This is a genomic window from Agromyces intestinalis (assembly GCF_008365295.1).
In the GTDB taxonomy this organism is placed as follows: Bacteria; Actinomycetota; Actinomycetes; order Actinomycetales; family Microbacteriaceae; genus Agromyces; species Agromyces intestinalis.
On the sequence record NZ_CP043505.1, the window covers coordinates 1,050,808 to 1,077,474 of the forward strand.

General features: G+C 72.6%; 29 protein-coding genes. 16 read left to right on the forward strand and 13 right to left on the reverse strand.

Annotated elements, in window-relative coordinates:
* Nucleotides 1-93 precede the first annotated feature (93 nt).
* Nucleotides 94-852, forward strand: a complete 759-nt coding sequence (locus tag FLP10_RS04915) for an SDR family oxidoreductase (RefSeq protein ID WP_149159859.1) — start codon at nt 94-96, stop codon at nt 850-852.
* A 7-nt stretch (nt 853-859) separates the two neighbouring features.
* Here FLP10_RS04915 and FLP10_RS04920 read toward each other — a convergent pair whose 3' ends face one another.
* Nucleotides 860-1,291, reverse strand: a complete 432-nt coding sequence (locus FLP10_RS04920; RefSeq protein ID WP_246150204.1) for a recombinase family protein — start codon at nt 1,289-1,291, stop codon at nt 860-862.
* 108 nt (nt 1,292-1,399) lie between these two features.
* Between FLP10_RS04920 and ectB the strand changes: the two genes are divergently transcribed.
* A complete protein-coding gene (gene ectB / locus FLP10_RS04925; RefSeq protein ID WP_149159860.1) occupies nt 1,400-2,698 on the forward strand; it encodes a diaminobutyrate--2-oxoglutarate transaminase in 1,299 nt (432 codons plus the stop codon).
* 13 nt (nt 2,699-2,711) lie between these two features.
* Entirely contained in the window at nt 2,712-3,893 is a 1,182-nt protein-coding gene (solA, locus tag FLP10_RS04930) for an N-methyl-L-tryptophan oxidase (RefSeq protein ID WP_168209105.1), read from the forward strand.
* Nucleotides 3,894-3,908: 15 nt separating this feature from the next.
* Here the strand turns inward: solA and FLP10_RS04935 are convergent, their stop codons facing one another.
* From FLP10_RS04935 to FLP10_RS04955, 5 genes are all read right to left on the reverse strand, one after another.
* Nucleotides 3,909-4,835, reverse strand: coding sequence for a ferredoxin family protein (locus tag FLP10_RS04935; protein WP_149159862.1), 927 nt, complete (start codon nt 4,833-4,835; stop codon nt 3,909-3,911).
* Between the two features lie 3 nt (nt 4,836-4,838).
* Complete coding sequence (locus tag FLP10_RS04940) at nt 4,839-6,089, reverse strand: cupin domain-containing protein (protein ID WP_149159863.1); 1,251 nt, start codon at nt 6,087-6,089, stop codon at nt 4,839-4,841.
* Nucleotides 6,089-6,346: a BatC protein gene (locus tag FLP10_RS04945; RefSeq protein WP_149159864.1), complete on the reverse strand. Its 258-nt coding sequence runs from the start codon at nt 6,344-6,346 to the stop codon at nt 6,089-6,091. Before FLP10_RS04945 ends, FLP10_RS04940 begins: the two co-directional genes overlap by 1 nt.
* 110 nt (nt 6,347-6,456) lie before the next feature.
* Nucleotides 6,457-7,404 (reverse strand): alpha/beta hydrolase, encoded by a 948-nt coding sequence (locus FLP10_RS04950; protein ID WP_149159865.1) that lies wholly within the window; start codon nt 7,402-7,404, stop codon nt 6,457-6,459.
* A 1-nt stretch (nt 7,405) separates the two neighbouring features.
* Nucleotides 7,406-8,236 carry an SDR family oxidoreductase gene (locus FLP10_RS04955; protein WP_149159866.1) on the reverse strand — a complete coding sequence of 277 codons (831 nt, stop codon included), beginning with the start codon at nt 8,234-8,236 and terminating at the stop codon, nt 7,406-7,408.
* Nucleotides 8,237-8,307: 71 nt separating this feature from the next.
* Between FLP10_RS04955 and FLP10_RS04960 the strand changes: the two genes are divergently transcribed.
* Nucleotides 8,308-8,907: a TetR/AcrR family transcriptional regulator gene (locus tag FLP10_RS04960; RefSeq protein WP_149159867.1), complete on the forward strand. Its 600-nt coding sequence runs from the start codon at nt 8,308-8,310 to the stop codon at nt 8,905-8,907.
* Between the two features lie 54 nt (nt 8,908-8,961).
* Here the strand turns inward: FLP10_RS04960 and FLP10_RS04965 are convergent, their stop codons facing one another.
* Nucleotides 8,962-9,438 carry a cupin domain-containing protein gene (locus tag FLP10_RS04965; RefSeq protein ID WP_149159868.1) on the reverse strand — a complete coding sequence of 159 codons (477 nt, stop codon included), beginning with the start codon at nt 9,436-9,438 and terminating at the stop codon, nt 8,962-8,964.
* A 111-nt stretch (nt 9,439-9,549) separates the two neighbouring features.
* Nucleotides 9,550-10,524 carry a nucleoside hydrolase gene (locus FLP10_RS04970; protein WP_210418477.1) on the reverse strand — a complete coding sequence of 325 codons (975 nt, stop codon included), beginning with the start codon at nt 10,522-10,524 and terminating at the stop codon, nt 9,550-9,552.
* A gap of 117 nt (nt 10,525-10,641) precedes the next feature.
* Here FLP10_RS04970 and FLP10_RS04975 point away from each other — a divergent pair, with 117 nt between their 5' ends.
* The 3 genes from FLP10_RS04975 to FLP10_RS04985 all read left to right on the forward strand — a co-directional run bounded on the left by FLP10_RS04975 (nt 10,642) and on the right by FLP10_RS04985 (nt 12,843).
* Nucleotides 10,642-11,379 carry an alpha/beta fold hydrolase gene (locus FLP10_RS04975; protein WP_149159869.1) on the forward strand — a complete coding sequence of 246 codons (738 nt, stop codon included), beginning with the start codon at nt 10,642-10,644 and terminating at the stop codon, nt 11,377-11,379.
* A gap of 188 nt (nt 11,380-11,567) precedes the next feature.
* Nucleotides 11,568-12,464: a sigma-70 family RNA polymerase sigma factor gene (locus FLP10_RS04980; protein ID WP_149159870.1), complete on the forward strand. Its 897-nt coding sequence runs from the start codon at nt 11,568-11,570 to the stop codon at nt 12,462-12,464.
* Nucleotides 12,454-12,843 (forward strand): sigma-70 family RNA polymerase sigma factor family protein, encoded by a 390-nt coding sequence (locus FLP10_RS04985; RefSeq protein ID WP_149159871.1) that lies wholly within the window; start codon nt 12,454-12,456, stop codon nt 12,841-12,843. Before FLP10_RS04980 ends, FLP10_RS04985 begins: the two co-directional genes overlap by 11 nt.
* 4 nt (nt 12,844-12,847) lie before the next feature.
* Here the strand turns inward: FLP10_RS04985 and FLP10_RS04990 are convergent, their stop codons facing one another.
* Complete coding sequence (locus FLP10_RS04990) at nt 12,848-13,804, reverse strand: RNA polymerase sigma-70 factor (RefSeq protein WP_246150205.1); 957 nt, start codon at nt 13,802-13,804, stop codon at nt 12,848-12,850.
* Between the two features lie 94 nt (nt 13,805-13,898).
* Between FLP10_RS04990 and FLP10_RS04995 the strand changes: the two genes are divergently transcribed.
* The 7 genes from FLP10_RS04995 (at nt 13,899) to FLP10_RS05025 (ending at nt 20,969) form a co-directional block, all read left to right on the forward strand.
* On the forward strand, nt 13,899-14,357 hold the full coding sequence (locus FLP10_RS04995) for a MarR family winged helix-turn-helix transcriptional regulator (RefSeq protein WP_149159872.1): 459 nt from the start codon (nt 13,899-13,901) through the stop codon (nt 14,355-14,357).
* Between the two features lie 89 nt (nt 14,358-14,446).
* Nucleotides 14,447-15,430, forward strand: coding sequence for an alpha/beta hydrolase (locus FLP10_RS05000; protein ID WP_149159873.1), 984 nt, complete (start codon nt 14,447-14,449; stop codon nt 15,428-15,430).
* A gap of 113 nt (nt 15,431-15,543) precedes the next feature.
* A complete protein-coding gene (locus FLP10_RS05005; protein ID WP_149159874.1) occupies nt 15,544-16,329 on the forward strand; it encodes an SDR family oxidoreductase in 786 nt (261 codons plus the stop codon).
* Between the two features lie 9 nt (nt 16,330-16,338).
* Nucleotides 16,339-17,145 (forward strand): SDR family oxidoreductase, encoded by an 807-nt coding sequence (locus tag FLP10_RS05010; protein WP_149159875.1) that lies wholly within the window; start codon nt 16,339-16,341, stop codon nt 17,143-17,145.
* Nucleotides 17,145-18,083: an alpha/beta fold hydrolase gene (locus tag FLP10_RS05015; RefSeq protein WP_149159876.1), complete on the forward strand. Its 939-nt coding sequence runs from the start codon at nt 17,145-17,147 to the stop codon at nt 18,081-18,083. Before FLP10_RS05010 ends, FLP10_RS05015 begins: the two co-directional genes overlap by 1 nt.
* A gap of 220 nt (nt 18,084-18,303) precedes the next feature.
* Nucleotides 18,304-18,876 (forward strand): GNAT family N-acetyltransferase, encoded by a 573-nt coding sequence (locus tag FLP10_RS05020; RefSeq protein ID WP_149159877.1) that lies wholly within the window; start codon nt 18,304-18,306, stop codon nt 18,874-18,876.
* Nucleotides 18,877-18,944: 68 nt separating this feature from the next.
* Nucleotides 18,945-20,969: a cell wall-binding repeat-containing protein gene (locus FLP10_RS05025; RefSeq protein ID WP_149159878.1), complete on the forward strand. Its 2,025-nt coding sequence runs from the start codon at nt 18,945-18,947 to the stop codon at nt 20,967-20,969.
* 23 nt (nt 20,970-20,992) lie between these two features.
* On the opposite strand, the gene FLP10_RS05030 is transcribed toward FLP10_RS05025, so the two are convergent.
* The 4 genes from FLP10_RS05030 to speB are packed head-to-tail and all read right to left on the reverse strand — an operon-like array spanning nt 20,993 to nt 24,521.
* Nucleotides 20,993-21,637, reverse strand: coding sequence for a cyclase family protein (locus tag FLP10_RS05030; protein ID WP_149159879.1), 645 nt, complete (start codon nt 21,635-21,637; stop codon nt 20,993-20,995).
* 9 nt (nt 21,638-21,646) lie between these two features.
* Nucleotides 21,647-23,089: a purine-cytosine permease family protein gene (locus FLP10_RS05035; protein ID WP_149159880.1), complete on the reverse strand. Its 1,443-nt coding sequence runs from the start codon at nt 23,087-23,089 to the stop codon at nt 21,647-21,649.
* A 32-nt stretch (nt 23,090-23,121) separates the two neighbouring features.
* The gene (locus FLP10_RS05040; protein ID WP_149159881.1) at nt 23,122-23,550 is read right to left on the reverse strand and encodes a YybH family protein; all 429 of its coding nucleotides are present in this window, start codon (nt 23,548-23,550) and stop codon (nt 23,122-23,124) included.
* A gap of 11 nt (nt 23,551-23,561) precedes the next feature.
* On the reverse strand, nt 23,562-24,521 hold the full coding sequence (gene speB / locus FLP10_RS05045) for an agmatinase (protein WP_149159882.1): 960 nt from the start codon (nt 24,519-24,521) through the stop codon (nt 23,562-23,564).
* 83 nt (nt 24,522-24,604) lie between these two features.
* Between speB and FLP10_RS05050 the strand changes: the two genes are divergently transcribed.
* Nucleotides 24,605-25,189 (forward strand): helix-turn-helix domain-containing protein, encoded by a 585-nt coding sequence (locus FLP10_RS05050; RefSeq protein WP_149159883.1) that lies wholly within the window; start codon nt 24,605-24,607, stop codon nt 25,187-25,189.
* 92 nt (nt 25,190-25,281) lie between these two features.
* Nucleotides 25,282-26,634, forward strand: a complete 1,353-nt coding sequence (locus FLP10_RS05055) for an FAD-binding oxidoreductase (RefSeq protein ID WP_149159884.1) — start codon at nt 25,282-25,284, stop codon at nt 26,632-26,634.
* Nucleotides 26,635-26,667: the final 33 nt, after the last annotated feature.

Consider the following 26,667-nt stretch of genomic DNA (forward strand, 5'->3'; position numbering starts at 1 on the left):
CAGCTTCGACCGGGCAGGGGCCGGCGGTGTGACGTCACACGACCGGGCACGGCCCGGTCGGAGCTGCCGAGGACACCGCTGAGGAGGGCCGCCGTGAGGATCGTCGTCGTCGGAGCCACGGGCACGATCGGGCGGGGCATCGTGCCCGCACTCGTCGATGCCGGGCACGAGGCCGTCGCAGCGTCCCGCGCGACGGGGGTCGACGCGTTCACCGGTGCCGGACTCGTGGAGGCGGTCTCGGGTGCCGATGCGGTCGTCGACGTGCTGCGGCCGGCATCGGATCAGGTCGCGGGCGACGAGGTGCGCGAGTTCTTCGCCCGGTCGACCGAGAACCTGCTCGCTGCCGAGCGGTCGGCCGGCGTCGCGCACCACGTCGCCCTCTCGGTCGTCGGCTGCGACCGGGTGCCCGAGAGCGGGTTCCTGCACGCGAAGTTCGCGCAGGAGCAGGTCATCCGCGCGTCGGGCCGGCCGTTCACGATCGTGCGTGCGACGCAGTTCTTCGAGTTCGTGGCGCACATCGTCGACACGCTCGCGATCGACGGCGCGGTGCGGGTTCCGCCCGGCAGGCAGCAGCCGATGGCCGCGGCGGATGTCGCGGCGGCCGTCGCGCGCATCAGCCAGGGCGACCCGGTGGACGGCACGATCGAGATCGCCGGCCCCGAGGCGTTCGCGATGGTCGACCTGGTGCGCCGCGTGCAGGCATGGCGTCGAGACCTCCGGCCCGTGGTCGCCGATCCCGCGGCCCGCTACTTCGGCACCACGCTCACCGGCCCCGAGCTGCTGCCCGGGCCCGACGCGCAGCTCTCGTCGACCACGTTCGACGCGTGGCTGGCGGAGCACCCGCCCGGCTGAACCTCGTTCAGCGCCCGGCGTCGGCGAGGTGCGGGGCGCCGTGGCTCAACACCTTGACCACGATGCCGCGATCGCGCAGCGCGGTGATCGTGCGCGTCTCCTCCTCGGTGGTGCGACCGAGGGCGTGCCGGTTCGCGACGACGAGCACGTCGCCCGACTTCAGCGTGGCGACCAGTCGTTCGAGTCGCTGGCCCCAGGTCTCGCGGGCCTCGGGCGCCGGGTGCCGGAAGTCGAGGATCGCCACGCCGAACCGGGCGAGGTCGTCGCGCTGCTCGACCACCGAGGGCATGTCGTCGCGCGCCACCACGAGCCCCACGAACCGCGAGCCCACCGGGCGTGCCTTCCACCACTCGCCGTCGCGCTGCAGCTCGACGAAGCACTCGGGGCAGTCGCCGGCCGCGTGCGGCGCGTGCTGCGAGGCATCCATCGTCTCTGTCACATCGCTATTCTCGCCGATTCCGCCGCATCCGTCACACCTCGCACTCACGCAGAGCAACTAGGGTCGGATGCACCGCCACCGTCGCCTCTCGAGAGGAGTCCGTCTGCCATGAGCAGCGAAACCGCCGCCGCCACCGCGAGCGCCACCAGCCTCGACGTCTTCAACCGTCGCGAGTCCGAGGTGCGCGGGTACGTCCGCGCCTTCCCGACCGTGTTCGACCGCGCCACCGGGTCGACCCTCGTCGACGCCGACGGGCGCGAGTACCTCGACTTCTTCGCCGGGGCGGGCGTGCTCAACTACGGACACAACAACCCGGCGTTCACGGCCGCGCTCGTCGAGTACCTCGAGCGGGGCGGCATCATCCACGGGCTCGACATGGCCACCTCGGCCAAGAAGGCGTTCATCGAGGCCTTCGAGCGGTTCATCCTCGAACCCCGCGGCCTCGCCCACAAGCTGCAGTTCACCGGGCCGACCGGCGCGAACGCGGTCGAGGCGGCGCTGAAGATCGCGCGCACCGCGACCGGCCGGGCGACCGTCGTCGCGTTCACGAACGCGTTCCACGGCCTCAGCCTCGGCTCGCTCGCCGCGACCGGCAACAGCCACTACCGGGGCGCGGCCGGCGTCGGCCTCGACGACGTCGCCCGTCTGCCCTACGACGGCTACCTCGGCCCCGACGTCGACACCCTCGACCTGTTCGAGAAGATGCTCGACGACGCAGGCTCGGGCCTCGACCTGCCCGCGGCCGTCATCGTCGAGGCGGTGCAGGGCGAGGGCGGCATCAACGTCGCGAGCGCGTCGTGGCTGCAGCGCCTGCGCCGCATCACCGAGGAGCGGGGCATTCTGCTCATCCTCGACGAGATCCAGGCCGGCGTCGGCCGCACGGGCGCGTTCTTCGCGTTCGAGGAGTCGGGCATCGTGCCCGACCTGGTCACCGTCTCGAAGTCGATCTCGGGTTCGGGCCTGCCGATGTCGCTGCTGCTGCTGCGCCCCGAGGTCGACGTGTGGAAGCCGGGCCAGCACACCGGCACGTTCCGCGGCAACAACCTCGCGTTCGTGTCGGCGCGCGTCGCGCTCGAGACCTACTGGGCCGACGACGCGTTCATGCGGCAGGTCGCCGCGAAGTCGGCCCTGCTGCGCGGCGAGCTCGAGCAGATCGCCGCCGAGCACCCCGAGCAGGGCTTCACAGTGCGCGGGCGGGGCCTCTTCCAGGGCCTGGTCTGCGACGGCGACCGCACGCTCGCGAGCCGCGTCTCGAAGGAGGCGTTCACGCGCGGCCTCGTCATCGAGACCTCGGGCGCGTTCGACGAGGTGCTGAAGTTCCTGCCGGCCCTCACGATCACCGACGATGAGCTGCGCCGGGGTCTCGCGATCGTGCGCGAGAGCCTCGCGGCGGTGCTCGCCGGGTAGAACGGTCGAGCGGATGCCCCGTGCCGACGGGTTCGACGCCGACGTCGCCGTGATCGGGCTCGGCGCGGTCGGGTCGAGCGCCGCGTGGCGGCTCGCCGCGCGCGGGCTCGACGTGATCGGGTTCGAGCAGTTCGAGCCGGGGCACCCGTGGGGCGGGTCGACGGGGCAGACCCGGTTGTTCCGCGTCGCGTGCCTCGAGCACCCGGGCCTCACTCCGATCGCGCGGCGGGCGCGCGACCTGTGGCGCGAGCTCGAGGCATCCGCTCGGGTTCCGCTGTTCCTCGAGACCGGCGGCATCATGATCGGCCCGCCCGACTCGCACCTGATCACCGGCACCCTTGCCGCCGCCGCGGCGCACCACCTGCCCGTCGAGCGGCTCAACGCCGAGGGCATCGCGCGCCGGTCGCCCGCGAACGCGCGGATCGACGCGGGCGACGTCGGCGTGTGGGACCCCGAAGCCGGCATCCTGCGCCCCGAGGCGGCGATCGTCGCCGCCGTCGATGCGGCGCGCGCGGCGGGCGCGCGCATCCGCACGGGCGTGCGCGTGGTCGCGATCGAGCCCGACGACGAGGGGGTGACGGTCACGGTCGACGATCCGGATGCCGCGGGCCTGCGCGTGCGGCAGGTCGCCGTGACGGCGGGACCGTGGATCGGCCGGTTCGTGCCCGACATGCCGCTGACGCCGCACCGGGTCGTCATGACGTGGTTCCGCGCTCGCGCGGGGCACCGCGCCGATCTCGGGGTACTGCCGGTGTTCATCCGCAGCGTGCCCGGACACGACACGTGGATCTGGGGCCACGGGGCATCCGACGCATCCGGCTCGTCGGAGTTCGCGAGCTTCGACGCGAAGGTGGGCCCCGAATTCGACGGGCCGTTCGCGAGCGACGACCCCGACGCGATCGACCGGGTCGTGCACCCGGGCGAGACCGATGAGATCGCTGCGCTCGTCGCCGCGACCTTCCCCGACCTCGAGCCCGAGCCGTCGGGCGCGACGACCTGCATCATGATGCACACGCCCGATGGGCAGTTCGTCGTCGGACCGACCGCGCATCCGCGCGTGTTCGTCGGCGGAGGGTGCTCGGGGCACTCGTTCAAGCACGCGTCGGCGCTCGGCGAGCTCGTGGCGCAAGCGGTGGCCGGCGAGGAGCCGTTCACCGAGGCGGGGTTCCTCGACCCGCGGCGCTTCGCGGGCTGAGCCGCCCTTCGCTCCCTACTCGACCAGCGGGGCGGGCTCCACGCGCAGGGCGTGGAGCGCGTACTGCCGCACCCGCACGAGCCGGGTCGCGGCGCACGTCGACAGCAGCGGGGGCGACGGCTCGTCGACGAGGTCGACCACGACGGCACCCCCGTTGCCGAGCCCGAGCCGCACCCGCCAGCCGTCGTCGGTGACCGCCTCGTCGAGCGGCGGGTACGCCGCGATGCGATCGTCGCCGAACTCCCGGCGTGCGTAGTGCTGCGCCGCCTGCACGGCATGGGTCAGCGAGCTGCGTCCGCGCAGATGCTCGGGCACGACGCGACCTTCCTCGAACGCGTCGGCGATGCGCAGCGGCGTCGGCTCGCCGTCGTCGGGAGAGTCGTCGGCGTACCCGTAGTACAGCCCGTGCGGGAACACGACCATCGTGCCGGCGAACCGATCGCCGCCGAGGTGCGAGCACTCCCAGGTCTGCTCGGGTCGGGCGGCGGCGAGTGCCGTCGCGACCCGGCGCCCGCGCACCGCGCAGCAGCGGTCGTGCCGGCCGTGCGCGCAGACCGCGTAGATCGGCTCTTCAGAGGGTGTGCCCGTCGATCCGTCGAGCGGCACGTCGAGCAGCCCCGAGACATCCGCCGTCTCGCCCCAGACGATCGACTCGAGTCCGGGGCGGGAGTCGACGATCGCCCATCGCTGCACGGGCGGCGGCGCGCGCCGCCCGGTGCGGCGGATCGCGAGGATCCGCATCCCGGCCGCCTCGACACGGCGCACCAGGGCGCGCCCGATCGCACGGTCGAACGGCGCGTCGAGCAGCGCATTCGGCCCCCAGCTCGTCGCCACCTCGAGCAGGAACCACCGGATGCCCCGCGGCGCGGTGCCCGCGAGCGGGTCGCCGCGCTCGCGGGCCCGGTCGCTGCAGGGCGCCCAGTGCTCGGCGTCGAGGGTCACGGCCTACTCGGACGTCTCGATCACCGCGATGCGCTCGCGCACGAGACGACGCGCCACGACCACCGCGCTCTCGGCGTCGAGACCGGGCAGGTCGCCGACCCGCACCGGCTCGCCCGCGACGATGCGACGCACCGCGGGCTCGGCCTCGATGGGCAGCGAGAGCGCGGTCTCACGGGTCACGAGCCGCACCCGGTCATCCTGCGACTCCATGCGGACGCGCAGCGCGTCGCGAAGACGAACCACGGCGGTCGCGTCGAGCGTCGCGAGCGCGGCGAGCGTCGCGAGCGGGGCGAGGGGTTCGGGGCGGATGTCGCGGTCGAACCGCTGCGCGAGTGCCGACGCCGTGGCCGAGGCATCCGGTCGCTGCACGAGTTCGACGAGCGCGTCGACCGTGTCGCGCACGATGCCGGCCATCTGCTCGGCATCGTCGAAGTCGACGCCGAGCGGCAGCGACGCACGCAACCGCTCGCTATCGCCGACCCGCGCCACGAGCGCCTGCACCACGTCGGCGTGCGTGTACGCCGAAACGCCGATCGTGAGGTGCACGCTCGTCTCGTCGCCGCCGGCGACGGCCGAGTGGATCCAGCCGCGCGGCAGGTACAGCGCGTCGCCGGGCCGGAACACGGCGTCGATCACCGGCTCCTCGAGCGCCGCACGCGCGACCGCCTCGCGATGGCCGCTCCACGGCTGCGAGGCGAGCGGGTCGACGTGCACCGGCCGGTGGATCCGCCAGTGCTTCTCACCCGCGATCTGCAGCACGAACACGTCGTGGGTGTCATAGTGCGGGTCGAACCCCTGCGAACCCGGCGGGGTGACGTACGCGTTCACCTGCACCGGATGCCCCAGGTCGTCGACGAGCTGCCGGGTGAACTCGATGAGCGGCGGCCAGAGCCGGTGCAGTCCCTGCAGCACGATCGTCGCACCATCGGCGAACCGCGCGAACACCCGGTCGCTCGCGACCTGGTCGCCCACCTCGGCCCCGAACCCGCCCGACGCCGTGTACGCCGAGGCCGGCAGCACCTCGCCCTCCTTCGCCATGCGCATGAACGGGGTGCGCACCCCGCGGCGGGTGACGAGTTCGTCGACCGCGTCGGCCGAGAACAGGTCGGCGAACCCGTCGGGCCCGGCGAGTTCGTCGGCCCGTGAGTGCAGCGCGTCGCGCGACCAGAACTCGGTCGCGAACCGGTCGGATGCCACGCTGATGCAGCGCGAGAGCGCGGGCCGGTCGCCCGGCCCGCGCAGCTCACCCGCCATCAGGCCGAGCCGTCGGCGCCGCCGTCGTGGCCGCCCGGGTTCGCTCCCCCGTCGGCGGTTCCCTCACCGGCTCCGGCCGAGCCGTCGGCGCCGCCGTCGTGACCGCCCGGGTTCGCACCGCCGTCGGCCGTGCCCTCACCCGCTGCCGCCGAGCCGTCGGCACCGCCGTCGTGGCCCTGCGGGTTCGCCCCGCCGTCGGCCACGCCCTCGCCGCCGTCGCCCGGCTCGTTCGTGATGTCGTCATCGCTGATCGACATGGCACCCCCTCCATCCCGGCCGCGACCCCCGCGGCACCTCGTCGTTGTCAGCGTAACGACGCCGCACCGCGTGCGGAACGGGTTGACAGGGTTCGGCCCCGCGGCGCCGCTCAGCTCCCGAGCTGCGAGGCGAGCCAGCGCCGCGCGCCCGCGACGTAGGTGCGCGCGACCGCGGTGTCGCCGGCCATCGACTCGAACCCGTGCGGGGCGCCTGGCACGACGGCCCACTCGACCTCGACCCCGGCCGCCGCGAGCCGCTCGGCGTAGTCGCGGTCCTCCGCGAAGAACAGCTCGATGTCGCCCGCACCGATCCACGCCGGGGGCAGGCCGGTCAGGTCGGTGCGCCGCGCCGGTGCGGCCTCGGCGGGGACGTCCGCCCCGCCCATCGCCGAGCCGAGGTAGGCGCCCCAGCCGGCCCGGTTCGACCGGTTGTTCCAGATGAAGTGCCCGACCGCATCGAGCGAGCGGTCGGCGGCGGTGCGGTCGTCGAGCATCGGGCAGAACAGCCACTGCGCCACGGGCTGCACGCCGCCGCGGTCGTGGATGCGCTGCACGAGTGCGGCCGCGAGCCCGCCGCCCGCGCTCTGCCCGCCGATCGCGACGCGCGACGAGTCGATGCGCCGTGCTGCGGCGACCGAGTGCAGCCACGCCCACGCGGCATCGCAGTCGTCGAGGGGTGCCGGGTAGGGATGCTCGGGTGCGAGCCGGTACTCGACCGACACCACGACGATGCCGAGTTCGGCGGCGACGTCGAGGCAGCGCGCGTCGTCCTGCGCCATCGAGCCGATCACGAGCCCGCCGCCGTGGATCCAGAGCAGCGCCGGCCCCGGGGCATCCGCACCGAAGCCCGACGGGGTGAACACATTGGCGACCTGCCCGCCCGGGATCGCCACCCGCTCGACCGTCACACCGCGCGCGGGTTTCGCGCCGGGCATCAGGCGCATGCCGCCGCGCAGCAGCGCACGCTGCCAGCGGTGCACGACGGGCGGGTTGTTCGACCGCGCGAACTTCGTGCGCAGTTCGGGATGCAGCAGCGAGCTGTCGAATCGGGCCGCCATGTCAGCCGAGCATGCCCGAGGCGCGAACACCCGCGACGGCGCCGCCGTCGACGAGCAGATCGGTGCCGGTGATGAAGCTCGCCTGCTGCGGATCGAGCAGGAACGCGGCGGCCGCCGCGATGTCGTCGGGGGTTCCGAGTCGCTTCGTCGCCGACGCCTGGATCATGCCGCGCATCTGCGCGCCCGACTCGCCCGCGAGCTCCTCCTGGCCCATCGGTGTCGAGATCACGCCGGGGCTGATCGAGTTGACGCGTGCGCCCGCCGCGGCCCACGCCCCTGAGGCGGCCGCACGTACGCGCAGGTGGTTGGCGCGTTTGGCGATGCTGTAGGCGGCGCCGGGGTTCGGCAGCTGGGCGAGGAACGGCAGGCCGAGCAGTTCGTCGGTCGGCGTCGCGGCGAGCGCCTGCTCGGCCTCGGCCGGCAGGGTGCCGATCGCGAAGTGGCCGGCCATGCTGGCGATCACCACGCCGGCACCGCCCGGCGCGATGACCCGGGCGAACTCGTCGAGCGCGTACGCGACCCCGAGCAGGTCGACGTGCAGGATCGCGTCGGTCGGCGCCTGCACGGGCGACAGCCCGGCCGTGTGCGCGACGTGCGTGACCCGGCCCGCCGTGGCGGCCGCGTCGGCGAGCTCGGCGACCGAGGTGCGGTCGCTCACGTCGACGCGCCGGGTGAGCACGTCGTGGCCCTCGCCGCGGAGTTGGCTCGCTGCCGCCTCGAGCGTGGCCTCGTTGAAGTCGGCGAGCACCACGCGGCGCCCGCTTCCCGTGCGGCGGGCGATCGCGAGGCCCATTCCGCCCACACCGATGATGACGACGACGTCCTGCGCCATGTTCCGACCTCCAGGTCATTTCCGAGACATTCTGTATCGTAATTCATCCGCGCGCGACCTACAATCGACGCGTGGACGACGAGCAGCGCCGACGGGGCCGGCCGCGCAGCGCCGAGGCCGACCGGGCCATCCTCGAGGCGGCCCGCGACCTGCTCATCGCCGACGGCTACGAGCAGCTCACGATGCAGGCGATCGCCGAGCGCGCGGGCGTCGGCCGCCAGACCGTCTACCGGCGCTGGCCGTCGAAGGCCGGCATCGTCGCCGAGGCGGTCATGGCCGGGCTGCTCTCGCCGGTTCCGTCCGACATGGCGGGCGGAGCGGATGCCACGGCACCCGCCGACCTGCGCGCCTGGCTGCACGCGGCGGCCGTCGGGCTGTCGGATGCCACGAACCTCACGATCGTGCGCGCCCTCGCCGCCGCGGCCGCCGAGACCGACGCCGGGGCGATCCGCCTCTACCGCGCGTTCACCGAACAGGGCCGCACCGACCTCATCGACCTGCTGCGCACGGCGGTCGCGCGCTGCGAGGTGCGCGCCGACGCCGACCTCGAGGCGGCGGCCGACGCGATCCAGGGCGCCGTGCTCTACACCGCGCTCGCCTACCGGCCGCCGAAGGTCGAGCACCTCGACTCCCTCGCCGACCTCCTGCTCGCCGGCCTCGCGCCGCGGTGAACCGCCTCGCCGGCCTCGCGCCGCGGTGAGCCGCCGGCCGGGCCTGCTCGCCCGCTACGCCGTCTCGTCGGGCTGGCCGCCCTCGGGCTCGACGGCCCATTCGGGCGGCTCGTCCTGGCCGGTCTCCTCGTCGTGCTCGGCCTCGTCGGCGGTCTGCTGCACCTGGCCGGCCGCGTGATGCACGGGTGCGTACACGACATAGAGCCGCAGCGGCTCGTCGCCCGTGTTCACGACGTCGTGCCACGTGCCGGCGGGAACCTGCACGCTCCAGCCGCCCGAGACATCCTGCTGCAAGGACAGGTCGTCCTTCGACGGACCCAGCTTCGCCCGCCCCTGCCCCTGCTCGATGCGCACGAACTGGTCGGTCTCGGGATGCGCCTCGAGCCCGATCGACTCGCCCACCGGAATCGACATCAACGTGACCTGCAGGTACTTGCCGCTCCACGCGACGGTGCGGTACGTGTCGTTCTGCTCGGTCGCCGTCTCGATGTCGAAGACGTTCGGCTCGGGTCCGTTGTCGGTGATCTGCATGTGCTCGCCCCTCCCGCGTCGCGCGGCCGACGGGATCCGCGCGGTCGCGCCGTCGGCCGTTGCGGTCAGGCTAGCGCTGCGCGCCGATCCGCCGACAGGGCTTGCGCGGAGTCACCGCACGGGGTCACTCGGCCAGTCGTGCGCGAGGATCCTGCCGACCACGAGCTCGGCGACCGGGGCATCCGTCGACATGACCGCGCCCGCGCGCCCGGCCGAGCCGTCGTCCTCGAGCTCGATCACCCGGCCGTGATCGGGGCCGTCGTCACGCACGACGTCGAACACGCCGTGACGCACCTCGGCCGTGCCGATATCGCCCGAGGCCACCGCGGCGGCGAGCGGATCGTGCAGCGCGCAGCGACGATCGCCGTACACCTCGACATAGAAGCCGAGATAGATGTCGAGCATCTCGCCGAGCAGTCGCGGCACGGTGCCGCTGTGGTGCAGCAACGCCTGCCGTCGGGCCTCGTCCAGGGTGTGCGACATCGTGACGTCGAGCGGCACGAGCGTCACCGGCCAGGGGGCGACGAGCGCCTCGGCCGCAGCCGCCGGATCGTTGCGGAAGTTCGCCTCGGCGACGAGCGACACGTTGCCCGGGGCATCCACCGCACCGCCCATCACCGTGACCGAGTGCACCCTGCCCGGCAGCTCCGCATCAGCACGCAGCGCGAGCGCGAGGTTCGTGAGCGGGCCGACGGCGAGCACCCGCAGCGCGCCTGCGTGTTCGCGGCTGAGCCGCAGCAGCAGGTCGACGGCGCCGCCCGGCTCGACCTCGCGGCGCGGCGCCGGCAGCGAATCGGCGACCCCGCCGACCCCGTCGCCGCCGTGCACGTCGGCCGCGACGCTGCCGAACCGTCGCTGCAGGAAGTCGTGCGCACCGATCGCGACCGGCACCTCGTCGACGCCCGCAGCCGCCAGCAGCCCGAGCGTGTTGCGCGCGGCCTGCTCAGCCGTCGTGTTGCCCGAGACCGTGCCGATGCCCACCAGCCGCACGCCCGGGTGCGCGATCAGGTAGGCGAGCGCGACGGCATCGTCGATGCCCGTATCGCAGTCGAGGTAGACGGGGATCGGATCGGTCGCATGAGACACGCACGGCAGCCTAACGGCACGATCGGATGTCACATCCCGGCCATGCACGCGGTCGAAGCTGACGACACCGCCTCCGCGCGACCGCCCGGGGGAAACCGTTCGGAAGGGAACACCGACATGTCGAACAAGCAGCCCCACGTCGTGCTCGTGCACGGCGCCTTCGCCGAGTCCGCCAGCTGGAACGGCGTCATCGAGCGCCTCTACGCCGACGGCATCACCTCGACCGCGGTCGCGGTGCCGCTGCGCAGCCTCGCCGGCGACGCGCAGTACACGCGCGACGTCATCGCGTCGATCGACGGGCCCGTCGTGCTCGTCGGCCACTCGTACGGCGGCCTCGTGATCAGCGAGGCGTCCGCCGGCAACGAGCAGGTTGCCGGCCTCGTCTACGTCGGCGCGTTCACCCCGCAGACCGGCGACACCGCGTTCACGCTGAGCGCGAGCGAGCCCGGTTCGACGCTCGGCGACGCGATCGAGCCGCGGCAGCTGTCCGACGGCGGCGTCGAGCTCACCATCCAGCGGGCGAAGTTCCACGAGCAGTTCGCCGCCGACGTCGACGCGAAGACCGCGGGCCTCATGGGCGCCACCCAGCGCCCCGTGACCCAGGCCGCCCTCACCGACCCGGTGCAGGCGACCGCTCCCGGATGGACGACCATCCCGTCGTGGCACATCTGGGGCGGCGAGGACCGCAACATCCCGCCGGCCGCGATGCGCAAGGGCGCCGAGCGGGCGAACGCGCGCACCGCGCAGGAGGTCGAGGGCGCCTCGCACGCCGTCGGCGTGTCCCGTCCTGACCTGGTCGCGACCGTCGTCGCCGAGGCAGTGCGGGCCGTGGCGGCGCAGCGCGCGGCGGCGTAGCCCGCGCCGCACCCGCCCTCCCGCCCCGCGGTGTGTAGGACAACCGCCGGAATGCAGGACGTGAGCGCGCGCTCACGTCCTGCATCGGCGGGGATGTCCTACGAACGAATCGCGGGGCGAACGAATCGCGGGGCGAACGAATTGCGGAGCGCCGTCACATTCGGGCGTAGCATCCGGTCTGAGCAGGTATGGATCCGAATCTCGACGACGCGCTCGCCGTCTTCACCGCCGTTCGGCGGCGCCTGTTCGGCATCGCGTACCGCATGCTGGGCACGGCCACCGAGGCCGAAGACCTCGTGCAGGAGACCTGGCTGCGGTGGCAGGGCACCGACCGGTCGGTGGTGCTGGACGCGCCGGCGTTCCTCGCGACGACGATCACCAGGCTGGCGATCAACCACCTGCAGTCGGCGAAGGTGCGCCGCGAGACCTACATCGGGCCGTGGCTGCCCGAACCCGTCGACACGAGCGCCGACCCCACCCTCGGCGCCGAGCGCGCCGAGGCGCTCGGGTTCGCCGTACTCGTCATGCTCGAGAAGCTCACGCCCACCGAGCGCGCGGCGTACGTGCTGCGCGAGGCGTTCGCGTACGACTACGCGCAGATCTGCGACATCATCCAGGTGTCCGAGGCGTCCGCCCGGCAGCTCGTGAGCCGGGCCCGCAAGCACCTCGCCGGCGAGCGGCGCCGCGAGGCCTCCAAGGACGAGCAGCGGCGACTGCTCACCGCCTTCGTCGCCGCCGCGAAGACCGGCGACCTCGCCGCGCTCGAGCGGCTGTTCGCCGAGGACGTCGTGTCGTACTCCGACGGCGGCGGAGTCGTGCGCGCGTCGAAGTTCCCGGTGCGCGGGCGCGTCACCGTCGCGAAGTTCGTACGCGCGTTCCACACGCACTTCTGGGACGGCGTCGACATCGCCGAGTCCGAGTCGAACGGCCAGCCCTCGGTGCTGCTCTCGAAGGAGGGAACCGTGTTCGCCGTCATCACCCTCGTCGCGTCGGCCGAGACCGGTGAGGGGCGACCGGGCATCGACCAGGTGCTCTGGATGATGAACCCCGGCAAGCTCGGCGCCGCCTACGCCCATGTCTCCTGACGGCGTCGCAGGGCGCCTGCTGCGTGCCCTGACCGGGCGCGACCAGTTCGTGGTCGCGTCGATGTTCGACCCCGACGTGCGGCTGGTGATCGACTCCGGCGACGAGAACGCCGGTCGGTGGGAGGGTCGTGCGCGCATCGCCGGCATCCTGCTCGGTCGGCTCGCGAAGCAACCGGATGCCTCGCTGATGGTGGTGCACGTCAACGGCGGGCCGGGGCTGGCGCTGCGCCGACGCGACGGCGCGGTGCTCGGCGTGCTGGTGATCGGCGGGCGGCCGCGGCTCGGCGGGGGCTCCGAGACATCCGTGCCGATCAGGGAGCTCTACCTGACGACCGCGCCGCACAAGCTGCTGTCGTGGAACCGCGAACCGCTGGGCTGAACCGTCACTCGCCGACAGCGTCGACGACCGCGCCGATCTTCTCGGCGTTCACCATCCAGAACACCCGGTCGATGCCGTCGGACGTCACGTTCACCGCGATCACCGCGAAGGGCGCACCGAATGCCGACAGCAGCACCGCGGGCTGCCCGTTCGCCTGCACCCACGTGAGGTCGACATCGTTCCAGAACCACTCCGACACGGCGTGCACGAACTTCGCGACCCGTTCGCGACCGATGAGCGGGAACCGCGCGGCCTGCGCGTGGCCGCCGCCGTCGGAGAGCGACACCACGTCCTCGGTGAGCAGCGATTCGAGCTTCGCGAGATCGCCCGAACGGGCGGCGTCGAGGAACGCCTCGAGCAGCAGCCGCTGCCGGCCGGTGGGGACGGGAGGGTGCCGCTCGTCCTCGAGGTGCGCGCTCGCCCGGCTGACCAGCTTGCGCACACTCGTCTCGTTCGAGTCGAGGATCTCGGCGATGCGCGCGTACGGGTAGTCGAAGGCGACCCGCAGCACGTAGGCCGCGCGCTCGCGCGGCGAGAGCCGTTCGAGCAGCAACAGGAACGCGAACCCCAGGTCGTCGCCGCGTTCCGAGAGCACCTCGGGGTTGGCGTCGGTGTCGATGGGCTCGGGCAGCCACGGCCCGACGTACGCCTCGCGGCGGGCGCGGGCCGACTGCAGGGCGTTGATCGCGAGCCGGGTCGCCGCCGTCGCAAGGAACGCGGCGGGCTCGCGCACGGCCGCGCGATCGGTGCGCTGCCAGCGGATCCACACCTCCTGCACGAGATCCTCGGCATCGACGACGCTGCCGAGCATGCGGTAGGCGATGCCGAAGATGCGCGGCCGGTGCTCGGCGAACACGGCGAGCGCCTCGTCGAGCCCGGGCGGCCTGGCGGTCGTGCGCCACGCGTGCTGCGGCATCCGGATCTCAGGTCTCGTGGTCTTCAACTGCTCGTGCGTGCGCATGTCGCTCGTCTCCTCGTCCCCCGTTACGCGACACACCGTACTCTTCCTCGTATACAAGTCAATAGTACACGAGACATTTTGCTAGGATCAGGGCATGAACGAACGCAGCGCGGAGCCGGTTCCCCTCGACGACATGGTGTGCTGGAACCTGTACTCGGCTGCGCGCGCCGTGACCGCCGCGTACCGACCACTGCTCGAACCACTCGGGGTCACGTACCCGCAGTACCTCGTACTCGCGAACCTCTGGGCGCACGGCGACCAGACCGTCGGGTCGCTCGTCACGCGCATCCAGTCCGATTACGGCACGATGACGCCACTGCTGCAGCGCCTCGAGAAGCGCGGGCTGGTACGCCGCACGCGCAGCGAGGCCGACGAGCGCACGGTGCACGTCTCGCTCACCGACGAGGGCCGTGCGCTCCAGGCCCGAGCGGGAGACATCTACCCCGCCATCAGCGAGCTGTTCGGCTTCGGCACCGAGCGCGGCGAAGCCGCGCTCGAGGTGCTGCGCGGCATCATCCGCGCGGCCGAGCAGCGCGCCGCCGGCGACACCTGAGCCACGGAGGCAGGTCACACCTCCGGATGCCACCCGGTCATGTCTGGTGAACCCGAACCGCTCACCACACCGATCGGAAGGAACCCATCATGACCGAGCACGTGCTCGAACCCGCCGCCCAGGCGATCGCGGACGCCACCGCGACCCCGCCGTTCTTCGCCCAGCTGACCCCCGCCGAGGCCCGCAAGGTGCTCGACGATGTGCAGGCCGCGCCCGTCGCGAAGCCCGACGTCGACGAGCGCTGGGTCACCGTGCCCGCCGAGGTGGGCGACGTGCGGGTGCGCATCGTCACCCCGCCCGGAGCATCCGCTCGCACCGAGCCGCTCCCGACGATCCTGTACATCCACGGCGGCGGCTGGGTGCTCGGCAACGCCGGTACCCACGATCGGCTCGTGCGCGACCTCGCGACCGGGGTCGGCGCCGCCGTCGTGTTCGTCGAGTACGACCGCTCGCCCGAAGCGCGCTACCCGGTCGCGATCGAGCAGGCGTACGCGACCGCCCGCTGGATCACCGAGCGCGGTGCAGACGAGGGCTTCGACGTCTCGCGCCTCGCGGTCGCGGGCGACTCGGTCGGCGGCAACATGTCGGCCGCGGTCGCGATCCTCGCCACGCAGCGCGGCGACGTCGCGTTCGTGCACCAGTCGCTGTACTACCCGGTGACGGATGCCGCGCAGGACACCGACAGCTACCGCGAGTTCGCCGAGGGGCCGTTCCTGCGTGCCGACAGCATGGCGTGGTTCTGGGACAACTACCTGCCGGATGTCACCAAGCGCGCCGAGATCACCGCGTCACCGCTGCGGGCGACCGTCGAGGAGCTGGCCGGGCTGCCCGAGACCCTCGTGATCGTCGATGAGAACGACGTGCTGCGCGACGAGGGCGAGGCGTATGCGCGCAAGCTCACCGCGGCGGGCGTGCGCACCACGGCCGTGCGCGTGAACGGCACCGTGCACGACTTCATGATGCTGAACCCGCTGCGTGAGACGGCGGCCTCGACCGCCGCGATCGAGTTGGCGGTGCACGTGCTGCGCAAGGCGTTCGCGGTCGACGCGGCCGCCCTGCGCGACGCGGCCTGACGGCGCACGCGCCGGCGCGACGGGGAGGTTGTCACAGACGGCCTCCCCGTCCGGTCGGAGTTGGTGAGGCCGACGGAATGGTCCGCGGCACCAGGCGAAAGGGAGCACCACTCATGAAGGTCATCGTCATCGGAGGCACCGGCCTCATCGGCTCGCGTGTCGTCGAACTGCTCACCGAGCACGGCCACGAGGCCGTGGCCGCTTCGCCCAACACGGGCGTGAACACGGTCACGGGCGAGGGCGTCACCGAGGCGCTCCAGGGCGCCGACGTCGTCGTGGATGTCTCGAACTCGCCGTCGTTCGCCGACGACGACGTGCTGGCGTTCTTCACCGCGTCGACCCGCAACCTCATCGAGGCCGAGCGGGCGAACGGGGTGCAGCACCACGTCGCGCTCTCGATCGTCGGCGCCGACCTGCTGCCCGACAGCGGGTACCTGCGGGCGAAGGTCGCGCAGGAGCGGCTCATCACCGAGTCGGGGGTGCCGTTCACGATCGTGCGCGCGACGCAGTTCTACGAGTTCGTGCGCCGCATCGCCGACTCGACGACCGGCCCCGACGGCGTCGCCCGGGTCTCGACGGGCTTCATGCAGCCGATCGCGGCCGCGGATGTCTCGACCGCCGTCGCCCGTGCCGCGGCCCACGAGCCGCTGAACGGCATCCACGAGATCGGTGGGCCCGAGAGGATCCGCATGGACGAGCTGATCCGCCGTGGCCTCGCTGCCGCGGGCGACACCCGTGAGGTGGTCTCCGATCCCGAGGCGCCGTACTTCGGCACCGTGCTGCGCGGCGCCGAGCTCGCCCCGGCGCGCGCCGACGCCGAGCTCTTCCCCCTGACCTATGACGAGTGGCTCGTCGCGCAGCCGGCGGCTCCGACGACGCCCGCGGCCGCCGCGAAGTAGGCGATCATCGTGCGCATCGCGGTCATCGGGGGCACCGGCCTCATCGGCACCCGCATCGTCGCCCGGCTCCGGTCGGCCGGCCACGACGTCGTCGCCGCGTCGCGCGCGACCGGCGTCGACTCGTATACCGGCGAGGGCCTGGCGCAGGCCCTCGCCGGTGCCGAGGCACTCATCGACGTGACGAACTCGGGCTACCTCGACGAGGCGGGCGCGAACGAGTTCTTCTACGCCTCGACGCTCAACCTGCTCACCTACGGCGAAGCGGCCGGCGTGCCGCATCACGTCGCGCTCTCGGTGGTCGGCACCGACCGGCTGGCCCGCAACGAGGGCGGCTACTTCGCGGCGAAGCTCACGCAGGAGCAGCTCATCCGCCGGTCGGGGCGGCCGTTCACGATCGTGCACGCGACCCAGTTCTTCGAGTTCATCCAGTCGATCGCCGACGCGGCCGCCGTGCAGCACATCGTGCGGCTGTCGAACGCGTTCATCCAGCCGATGGCGGCCGACGACGTGGCCGCCGCGGTCGCGGGCGCCGTGCTGCGAGAGCCGGCGTGCGACGTCGTGGAGTTCGGCGGCCCCGAGCGGTTCCGCCTGCACGAGATCGTGCAGCAGGGGCTGCGGATCCGCGAGGATCCTCGCCAGGTCGTGGCAGATCCGCTCGCGCAGTACTTCGGCACGCTCCTCGACGAGCGCGACCTGCTGCCCGGAGCCGACGCGACCCTCGCCGAGACGCGCTTCGCCGATTGGATCGCCGGGGGCGGCGACGTGGCCGCCGCCGGCGAGGCCGGCCGCACGTACGCACCCGAGGGGGCGTCGTGATGTCCGCGACGCTCCCGCGGCTCGGGCCGCTGCGCCGCGTCGAAGCGGGCGTGCTCGACGTCGCGTACGTCGACCTCGGCCCCGCCGACGGCACGCCCGTGGTGCTGCTGCACGGGTTCCCGTACGACCGGCACAGCTACGTCGACGTCGCGCCGCTGCTGGCCGAGTCGGGGTTCCGGGTCATCGTGCCCGAATTGCGCGGGCACGGCGGCACCCGCTTCCGCGACCGCGCCACGGCGCGCACGGGCGAGCAGGCCGCGCTCGGACAGGACGTGATCGACCTGCTCGACGCGCTCGGCATCGAGCGTGCCGTGCTCGCCGGTTACGACTGGGGCGGGCGTGCGGCGTGCGTGGCCGCCGCCCTGCACCCCGAGCGGGTCGCGGCCCTCGTGAGCGTGAACGGGTACCTGATCCAGGACATCCGCGGCTCGATGCATCCGCTCGACCCTGCGCTCGAGGCCGGGTTCTGGTATTTCTTCTACTTCCTGACCGAGCGCGGTCGCGCCGGACTCACCGCGAACCGGCGCGGCATCGCCGAGGTCATCTGGCGCCGCAACTCGCCCGAGTGGGCGTTCGACGACGCGGTGCTCGACCGCGCTGCCGAGGCGTTCGAGAACCCCGACTGGGTCGACGTCGTGCTGCACTCGTACCGGCACCGGCTCAACCACGTGCCGGGCGCGACGGAGTTCCTGCGCGACGAGGGCGAGCTCGCGAAGCTGCCGGCGATCACGGTTCCGGCGGTCACGCTCGACGGCGAGGCCGACGGCAACTTCCCGGTCACGGATGCCTCGGCCCAGGCCGCGCGCTTCACCGGGCCGCGCGTGCATCGGCACGTGCCCCACGCCGGCCACAACCTGCCGCAGGAGCAGCCCGAGGCGTTCGCCGAAGCGGTGCGCGAGGCCGCTGCACTCGCTCGCGAGGCGACGGCGGCTGCCTAGACTCGCCGTGCGGCGACCTCCGGCGACCTCGTGCTGTGCCGTCCGCTCTGGGCCCATCCCGGTGAGGAGGCGACCCTCGTCGCCGACGAGGACCCGGTGCTCGCCCCGAGTCTCCCTCGTCGCCGCCGACTCCGGCACCCCACAACCCAGCCATGCCCGGCACGCATCAGCGCCGGAGCCCACATTCACCGATGTCGGCGGCCCATGGCAGCCTGCGGGTATGGCAATCGAGGTGCGACCGGCGACGAGCTTCGACGACGTGGCGACGATGGTCGGGCCGAAGAAGCCCGAATCGAACGTGTGCTGGTGCCTGAGCTACCGGTTGCCATCGAAAGAGAATCTGTCGCTACGCGGCCCGTCACGAGGCGAGCGCGTGCGCCAACTCGTGAGCGAGCCGATCCCGCCCGGCGTGCTGGCGTACGAGGGCGACGAGGTCGTCGGCTGGGCGGGGGTGCATCCGCGTTCCGCGACCGCGTTCGCGACCAGCCGCAAGATCCCGCACGTCGACGACCTCGACGTGTGGAGCGTCTGGTGCCTGCGGGTTCGCCCGGGGCACCGCGGGCAGGGCATCGCGCATCACCTGCTCGACGGTGCCGTCGCGTTCGCGCGCGAGCACGGCGCACCGGCGATCGAGGGGTATCCGGTCGACAACGACGGCGCCAAGGTCGATCTCACGATGGCGTACGTCGGCACCCGGTCGCTGTTCGAGCGGGCCGGGTTCACCCAGGCCGCTGTCAGCGATTCGGTGATCAACGGCTTCCCGCGATTGGTCATGCGGCTCGCGCTCGAGTGAGGGCGCGCCGCCCGGCTGTTAGGCTCGGGCCGCGGTCGACGGCGGTCCGCAGACGAGGTCACGAGCACATGCAACGCTTCTCCCGACGACGGGCCGGCGCCCTGGTCGCCGCCGTGCTCGGCCTCGCACTCGCCGTGCCGCAGGCTCTGCCCGCGAGCGCCGGCACCGTGCGAGACGCTCGGGCCGCCGTGAAACCAGCTGCGTCGGTGCTCGACGAGTGGTCGGGATTCACGCGCCTGAGCGGCGGCGATCGATACGAGACGGCGGTCGCGATCGCACGTCGCTACGAACCCGGGGTGGCCGTCGCCTACGTCGCGGCCGGCACCGACTTCCCCGACGCCCTGTCGGCCGCCGCAGCCGCGGCACTCGCCGGCGGTCCGCTGCTGCTCACGCCGACAGGCGCACTGCCGGCCCGAGTGCGCGCCGAGCTGAAGCGTCTCGCCCCGGCGCAGATCCGAGTGGTCGGCGGCCCCGCCGCGGTGGGCGCGACCGTGCAGGCCGATCTCGCACGCATCGCGCCGGTCAAACGCCTGGGCGGCGCCGACCGCTACGCGACCGGCCTGGCGGTCGTGAACGCGGCATTCCGGAAAGCCGATCACGCGATCATCGCGACCGGCCGTACGTTCCCCGACGCGCTTGCCGCCAGTGGCGCAGCCGGGGCCCGGCGTGCGCCGGTCGTGCTCGTCGACGGCACTCGCAGCGCGGTCGACGCGAAGGTGACCGAGGCGCTCGCCCGCCTCGGCGTCACCTCGGTGACCATCGCCGGTGGCCCGGGCGCCGTCTCCGCCGGAATCCAGACGCAACTCGAACGCGCGGGGCTGCACGTGACCCGGTACGGGGGCGCCGACCGGTACGAGACGGCCGCGCTGATCACCCGCGGGTTCTTCTCCGCGGGCAGCGCCGACTCCGCGTTCCTCGCGACCGGCGCCGACTTCCCCGACGCGCTGGCCGGTGCGGCACTCGCAGGCAAGCTCGCCGCGCCCCTCAACATCACGCTCCGCAGTTGCGCACACCCGGCGATCGCCGACGCGATCGACCAGATCGGCGCACCGAACCGGTTCGTGCTCGGCGGCGCGGCCGTCGTCTCCGACGCTGCGGCGGCCAACGCACGGTGCGTGTACCCGGTGACGACCGAGCCGTTGCGGAACTGGGCCACCACCGGGTGGACCCTCTCGACCGATCAGCCGCTGCCGTACACCGACCGGCCTCCGATCGACGTGCACTCGCCGTCGCGACCCGTCGACGCGACCGGGCTGGCGATCTACCGGCGGGCCGACACCGGCGAGCGCGCCGACCATCCCGTCGCGTACGCGCAGTACGGGCTCTCGGCACTGGTCGAGTACCAGCGCACCGGCACGACGATGTGGCTCGACCGCGCGAAGCGCAACGCCCAGCGGCTCGTCGACATCCGAGTCGAGCGCGACGGCGCCTGGTGGTACCCGTACCGGTTCCCGTGGAGCTATTACGGCAGGGTCATGCAGACGCCGTGGTGGTCGGCGATGGCTCAGGGCGAGGCGCTGTCGCTGTTCACGCGGCTCGCCGCGACGACCGGCGACCCCAAGTGGCAGACCGCCGCGGCTCGAACCTTCGGCAGCTTCTCGCAGTCGTACTCCCCCGACCGCCCGTGGTCGTCGCTCGTCATCGACCGGCACCTCTACCTCGAGGAGTACGCCGGCAACCAGCCACCGCTACTCGTGCTCAACGGGCAGATGTTCGCCGCGTTCGGCCTGTACGACTACTGGCGCGCCACAGGCGACCCGCGGGCCGCTCAGCTGTTCGACGGCGCCGTGACGACCGTCGTCGACCGCATGCTGCCGCTCGTGCGAGTGCAGGGCAGCGTGTCGTACTACTGCGTGCAGGCCGAGTACTGCGCGAGCCCGCTGTGGCAGAACCAGTCGTATCACGTCATTCACTCGTGGCAACTCGACACCCTCGCCAGGCTGACCGGTGATCAGGGGTTCGCCGAGTGGGCGCAGGTGCTGCGCGACGACTGGTCGCCCGAGCAGTCGATGCGCCGCATGGCTCCTGACGAGCCGGGCCTGCCGGGCCCGCCGCTCGAGGTGCCCGACGACGCCGAGTGGATCATGCCCTGACACGCGTGTCGGGTCGTGGCGGCTCAGTCGTCGACGAACGCGACCGCCCGCACCGACGCGCCGTCGGCATCGATCGGCAGCGGGAAGAACCCGACGCGCACGCGCTCGGGCAGCCCGTCGAGGCCCGTCAGGTTCTCGACGATGAGCGCGTCGGCGCCGAGCACGACCTCGTGCACCGGGAACGACGTGCCGCCCGCCACCGTCGGGTCGGGGCTCAGCGTGTCGACGGCGAGCAGGCGCAGGCCTCGGCGCATCAGTTCGGCCGCGGCATCCGCGTCGAGGGCGGGGTGATCCAGCGCGGCCGGTGAGCCGAACCGCGCCGCCCAGCCCGTGTCGACGATCACGATCGGAGGCACGCGCTCAGGCAGCCCGCCGGCGAGTGCGGACTCGAGCGCATCGAGCCCGTACGTCGACCGCGGCGCGAGCCCGACGAGGTGCACGACCAGCGCGTCGCCGACGAGTTCGTCGAGCGCAATGCGCCCGGTCGTGCGCCCGCCGGGGATGCTGTGCGACGGCGCGTCGAGGTGGGTGCCCGTGTGCGAGCCGAGGTGCAGCCGGGCGACGTCGACACCGTCGCGCGCGAGCTCGAGGGCGGGTTCGATGCGCACGTCGGGGTCGCCCGGGTAGACCTGCATCCCGGTCGAGATCGGATGACTCAGCTCGCGCATCCCGTCACCTCACGCCGTGGCATCCGTCGCGACATCCGTCTCGCTCGTGGCATCCGTCTGATCCGACCCGCCCGCCTGATGCGTACCGACCGACTGGGCGAGGTGCTCGCTGCGCTCGCGCACATGCCGCGCGCGATCGGGCAGCATCGCCACGAGGTAGAGCACGAACGTCAACGCGAACGCGGGGATGGTCGCGCCGACCGGCAGCGGCCACACGTACGTCCACAGGTACGAGACGGCCGCGCCCACGACCCACACGGCGACCGCGATCCAGTTCACGCCCGCGGTGTACCAGTACCGTCCGCCGCGGCGCTGCAGGATGTCACGGCTGTACGCCGACCGCTTGATCAGGTAGTAGTCGACGATCATGATCGCGAACACCGGCACGAAGAACGCGCCGATCATCACGAGGAAGTCGGTGAACTGGTTCAGCAGCCCGAGCCAGGTCGACCCGATGATCGAGATCAGGCCGAGCACGAGCGCGGTCGGCAGGAACCGCAGGCGGCTGCCGATGCGCGCATTCACGACCGAGGTGACCATGCCGTAGACGACCATCGTGTTCGTGGCCATGACCGACAGGAAGATGACGATCGCCAGCGGCGCACCGAAGGCGCCGACGATCGTGCCGGGATCGAACGCCACCGCGTCGCCGCCCGAGAGGATGACGTAGCCGAGCGCCACCGCGCCGAGCGTCATCGAGATGACCGTCGAGAGCGTGTAGCCGATGCCCGACCCGATGATGCCGGCCCGGCTCGACTTCGCCAGCCGGTTGAAGTCGGCCGAGAGCACCGTCCACGAGATGGCCGTCGCGATGACGATGTCGAGCACCACGACGGGCGTGAGCCCGAGCGACTCGTCGACCGGGATGGCCTGGAACTCGGCGGGGCTGAACGTCGTGAACGCGGTGATGAAGATCCACGCGATGATCGCGAGCATGAGCACCGCGAGCCACGGCTCGACGCGCGCGATGCCCTCGTGCCCGAAGATCGCGAGCACGACCACGAGGGTCTGCGCGAGCACCGAGAACAGGATGGGGTTCGAGAACCCCGTGAGGCTGTGCACGAGGTAGTCGACGGTGACGCCGGCGAGCATCGCCTGCACCCAGCTCCAGCCCATCAGGATGACGACGTTCGCCGTCACCGGCAGCAGGCTGCCGTTGGTGCCGAATGCGCCGCGCGTGAGCGCCATCGTCGGCAGGCCCGTGCGGGTGCCGATGTTGCCGACGAGCGTCAGCACGACGGCGCCGCCCACCGTGCCGATCACGATCATCGCGAACGCGGTGCCGAAGTCGACGGCCGGGATGAAGAGGGTGCCGGTGAGCAGGGTGGTGACCACGAGGTTCGCGGCGAGCCAGATCATGCCGATGCGGCGCAGCGAGAGCGTGCCGCGGATGGGGCCGGCGTTGTCGGCCTGCTGTTCGAGGTGGCGGTCGAGGCGGGTGTAGAGCGACATTGCTCCTCCTGGGGTACGAGGGGGTGGATGGATCAGGCGGGGGCCGGTGAGAGGTGCTCGTGCACGGCGATGAGGGCGCGGGCGTCGGCGCCGTCGGCGGCACCCGTGTCGGCGACGCGGAAGACGATGGTCTCGCGCTCGCGGTACGACTCGACGCCGCCGTCGCCGGTATCGACACTGGTCGCGACGTCGTGGCTGAAGACGGCGCCGCCGGGATAGGTCTGCACGTGCGAGCCCGACGACTCGCACGACCGCACCCGCCAGCCGCTCTCGACCCACTCGCCCCACAGGCGCTCGTAGCTCGCGCGGTCGTCGAGGCGAGCCGGCTCGGTGTGGAACAGGAACGTGGCATCGGGCGAGAAGCCCGTGAAGTAGCGCTCGCCGTCGGTCGCGGCGAACGCGTCGACGATCTCGGCCGCGGCGCGACGCACCTCGTCGGCGTCTGGTTCTCGAGTGGTCATGTCGGACTCCTTCAGGGGCGGGGCGCCATCGCGCTGATCAGCTCGTAGGCGACGTGGGATGCCGCGACCGCCGTGAGCTGGGCATGGTCGTAGGCCGGGGCGACCTCGACGACGTCGGCGCCGACGATGCGCCGATCGGCGAGCGCACGCACCATGCGCAGCAGCTCGCGGCTCGTGAGGCCGCCGGCTTCGGGGGTGCCCGTACCCGGGGCGTGCGCGGGGTCGAGCACGTCGATGTCGATCGAGATGTACAGCGGCGCGTCGCCGATGCGGGCGCGGATGCGCTCGATCGCCGCGGCCGTGCCGTGCTCCTCGACGTCTTCGCTCGTCACGATCGCGAACCCGAGCCGTTCGTCGTCGGCGAGGTCGTCGACCCCGTAGAGCGGCCCGCGGGTGCCGACGTGCATGCTCGCAGTGAGGTCGATGAGCCCCTCTTCGGATGCGCGCCGGAACGGCGTGCCGTGGGTGATGGGCGCGCCGAAGTAGGTGTCCCACGTGTCGAGGTGCGCGTCGAAGTGCAGCACGGCGACCGGACCGTGCTTCGCGTGCACGGCCCGCAGCAGCGGCAGGGCGATGGTGTGGTCGCCGCCGATGACGACGAGCCGCTCGGCCCGGTCGGCGAGCGCACGGGCGCCCTGCTCGATCTCGGCGACGGCCTCGTCGATCGAGAACGGGTTGACGGCGAGATCGCCCGCGTCGGCGACCTGCTGCACGGCGAAGGGCGACACCCGCTGGGCGGGGTTGAAGGGACGCAGCAGCCGGGATGCCTCGCGCACGTGCGCTGGGCCGAACCGGGCGCCGGGGCGGTAGCTGACCCCGCTGTCGAACGGCACGCCGACGACCGCGATGTCGGCGTGCTCGACCTCGTCGAGACGCGGCAGGCGGGCGAAGGTGGCGATGCCGGCGAAGCGCGGCACGCGACTCGCGTCGACCGGGCCGATCGGCGTGCCCTCATCAGAAGCAGGTTGCATAGCAGTAAACTTTCGATATTCTGAGGTAAACCTAGCGGTCACGGTACGCGCGCCCGCCGACGCTGTCAATGAGGAGTTCGCCCGTGCGTCCAGTCCACCCCGGCCCCAGCGGTGCACCCGTCGCGATCGGCGCGCGCATCCGCAACGCCCGCAAGGCCCAGGGCCTCACCCTCGCCCAGGTCGCCGAGGCCAGCGGTCTCACGAAGGGCTTCCTCTCGCGACTCGAGCGCGACGACACCTCGCCGAGTGTCGCCACGCTCGTGCAGCTCTGCCAGGTGCTCTCACTGCCGGTCGGCGCGCTCTTCGCCGAACCCGACATCCAGCGTGTCGCGCTCGACGAGGCGCCGCTCATCAACCTCGGTGGCTCGGGCGTGGTCGAACGCCTCGTCTCGCCGCGCAGCGAGTCGCGTGTGCAGATCATCCGGTCGAGCATGCAGCCCGCAGCATCCGGTGGCACCGAGCTCTACACGATCTCGAGCGAGGTCGAGGTGCTGCACGTGATCTCGGGCTCGCTCGTCGTGCACTTCGTCGACCGCACCGAGCAGCTCGCCGCGGGCGACTCGCTCACCTTCCCGGGCCGCGAGCCGCACAACTGGGCCGCCGACCCCGAGACCGGCGCCGAGGTCGCCTGGGTGCTCGTGCCTGCGGCGTGGAGCGGCACGTCCTGAGGTCCCGAGGTCCCGAGGCCCTGAGGGCCGTCCGGGCAGGTGCGGATGTCACCGGCCCGCGCTAGCGTGCCCCAGTGGACGGAAGGACGACCATGACCGCGCTCGACGAGCTCCGCACCTCCATCACCGGCACCGTCGTGCTGCCGGGCGACCCCGACTACGACACGGCCAGGCAGCCGTGGAACCTCGCGGTCGACCAGCGCCCCGCAGCGATCGTGACCCCGGCCGACGTGCGCGAACTGCAGACGGTCGTGCGCACCGCGGCCGGCGCCGGGCTGAAGGTCACGGTGCAGCCGAACGGGCACGGGGCCGACGGCGACCTCGAGGGGGTCGTCCTCGTGCGCACGAGCCGGTTCGACGAGCTCGCCGTCGACGTGCCGGCACGCGTGCTGCGCGCGGGCGCCGGGGTCAACTGGGGCCGCGCGCTCCACGAACTCGACGGCACGGGCCTCGTCGCCCTCGCGGGCTCCAACCCCGAGGTGAGCATCGTCGGGCTCGCGCTGAACGGCGGGCACTCGATGTTCAGCCGCCGCTACGGTCTCACCGCGCGCTCGATCATCACCGCCCGGCTCGTCGACGCTGCGGGCGACGAGCTCGAGCTCTCCGACGCAGACGACCCCGACCTGATCTGGGCGCTACGCGGCGGCGGCGGCCACTTCGGCATCGTCACCGAGATCGAGCTCGCGCTGCACGCGGGCGACGCGCTCTTCGGCGGCAGCCTCATGTTCGCGCCCGACCACGCGGTGGCGGCGATCACCGCGGCATTCGACCTGTCGCGGCAGGCGCCCGACCTCGGCCTCGAGGTCGGCATGATGCGCTTCCCCGACGTGCCGATCGTGCCCGAGCCGATGCGCGGCAAGACCGTCGCCACGGTCGCGATGGTGCACGTCGGCGACGAGACCGAAGGTCGCGCGTACGCCGAACGGCTGCTCTCGATCGCCGAACCCGTCGCGAACACCCTCACCGCGTTCACCATCGGCTCGCTCGCCGCGGTCGCAGCCGAGCCGGTCGACCCCATGCCCACGGTCGACTTCGGCGGCCCGCTGAGCGGGTTCGACGAGGCGTTCGCGAGCGACTTCGTCGCGGCGTTCCTCGCGGGGGCCGAGCGAGGGCTCGGGCGGTGCGGTCTTCGGGTGCTGGGCGGCGCGATCGCCGACGAGCTCGGCGCCGAACGGTCGGCGGTCGGCGCGCTGCACGCGCCGCTGCTGATGAACGCCGGCGTGGTGCTGCTTGGCCCGGGCATCGACCCGGCCGCGGCGCTGCAGCCGTTGCGCGAGCTCGCGGCGAAGTACCCGGCCACCGGCGGCGTGCCGAGCTTCCTCGGCGTCGGCACCACGCTCGCCGACGCCTATCCGCCCGAGGTGGTCGAGCGGCTGGCGCAGATCAAGCGTCGGTTCGACCCGACCGGCGTGTTCGTCGGCAACCGGCCGATCGCGCGAGGCTGAGGCCGTCAAGGGGTTCCCGATGTCGGCGGCATC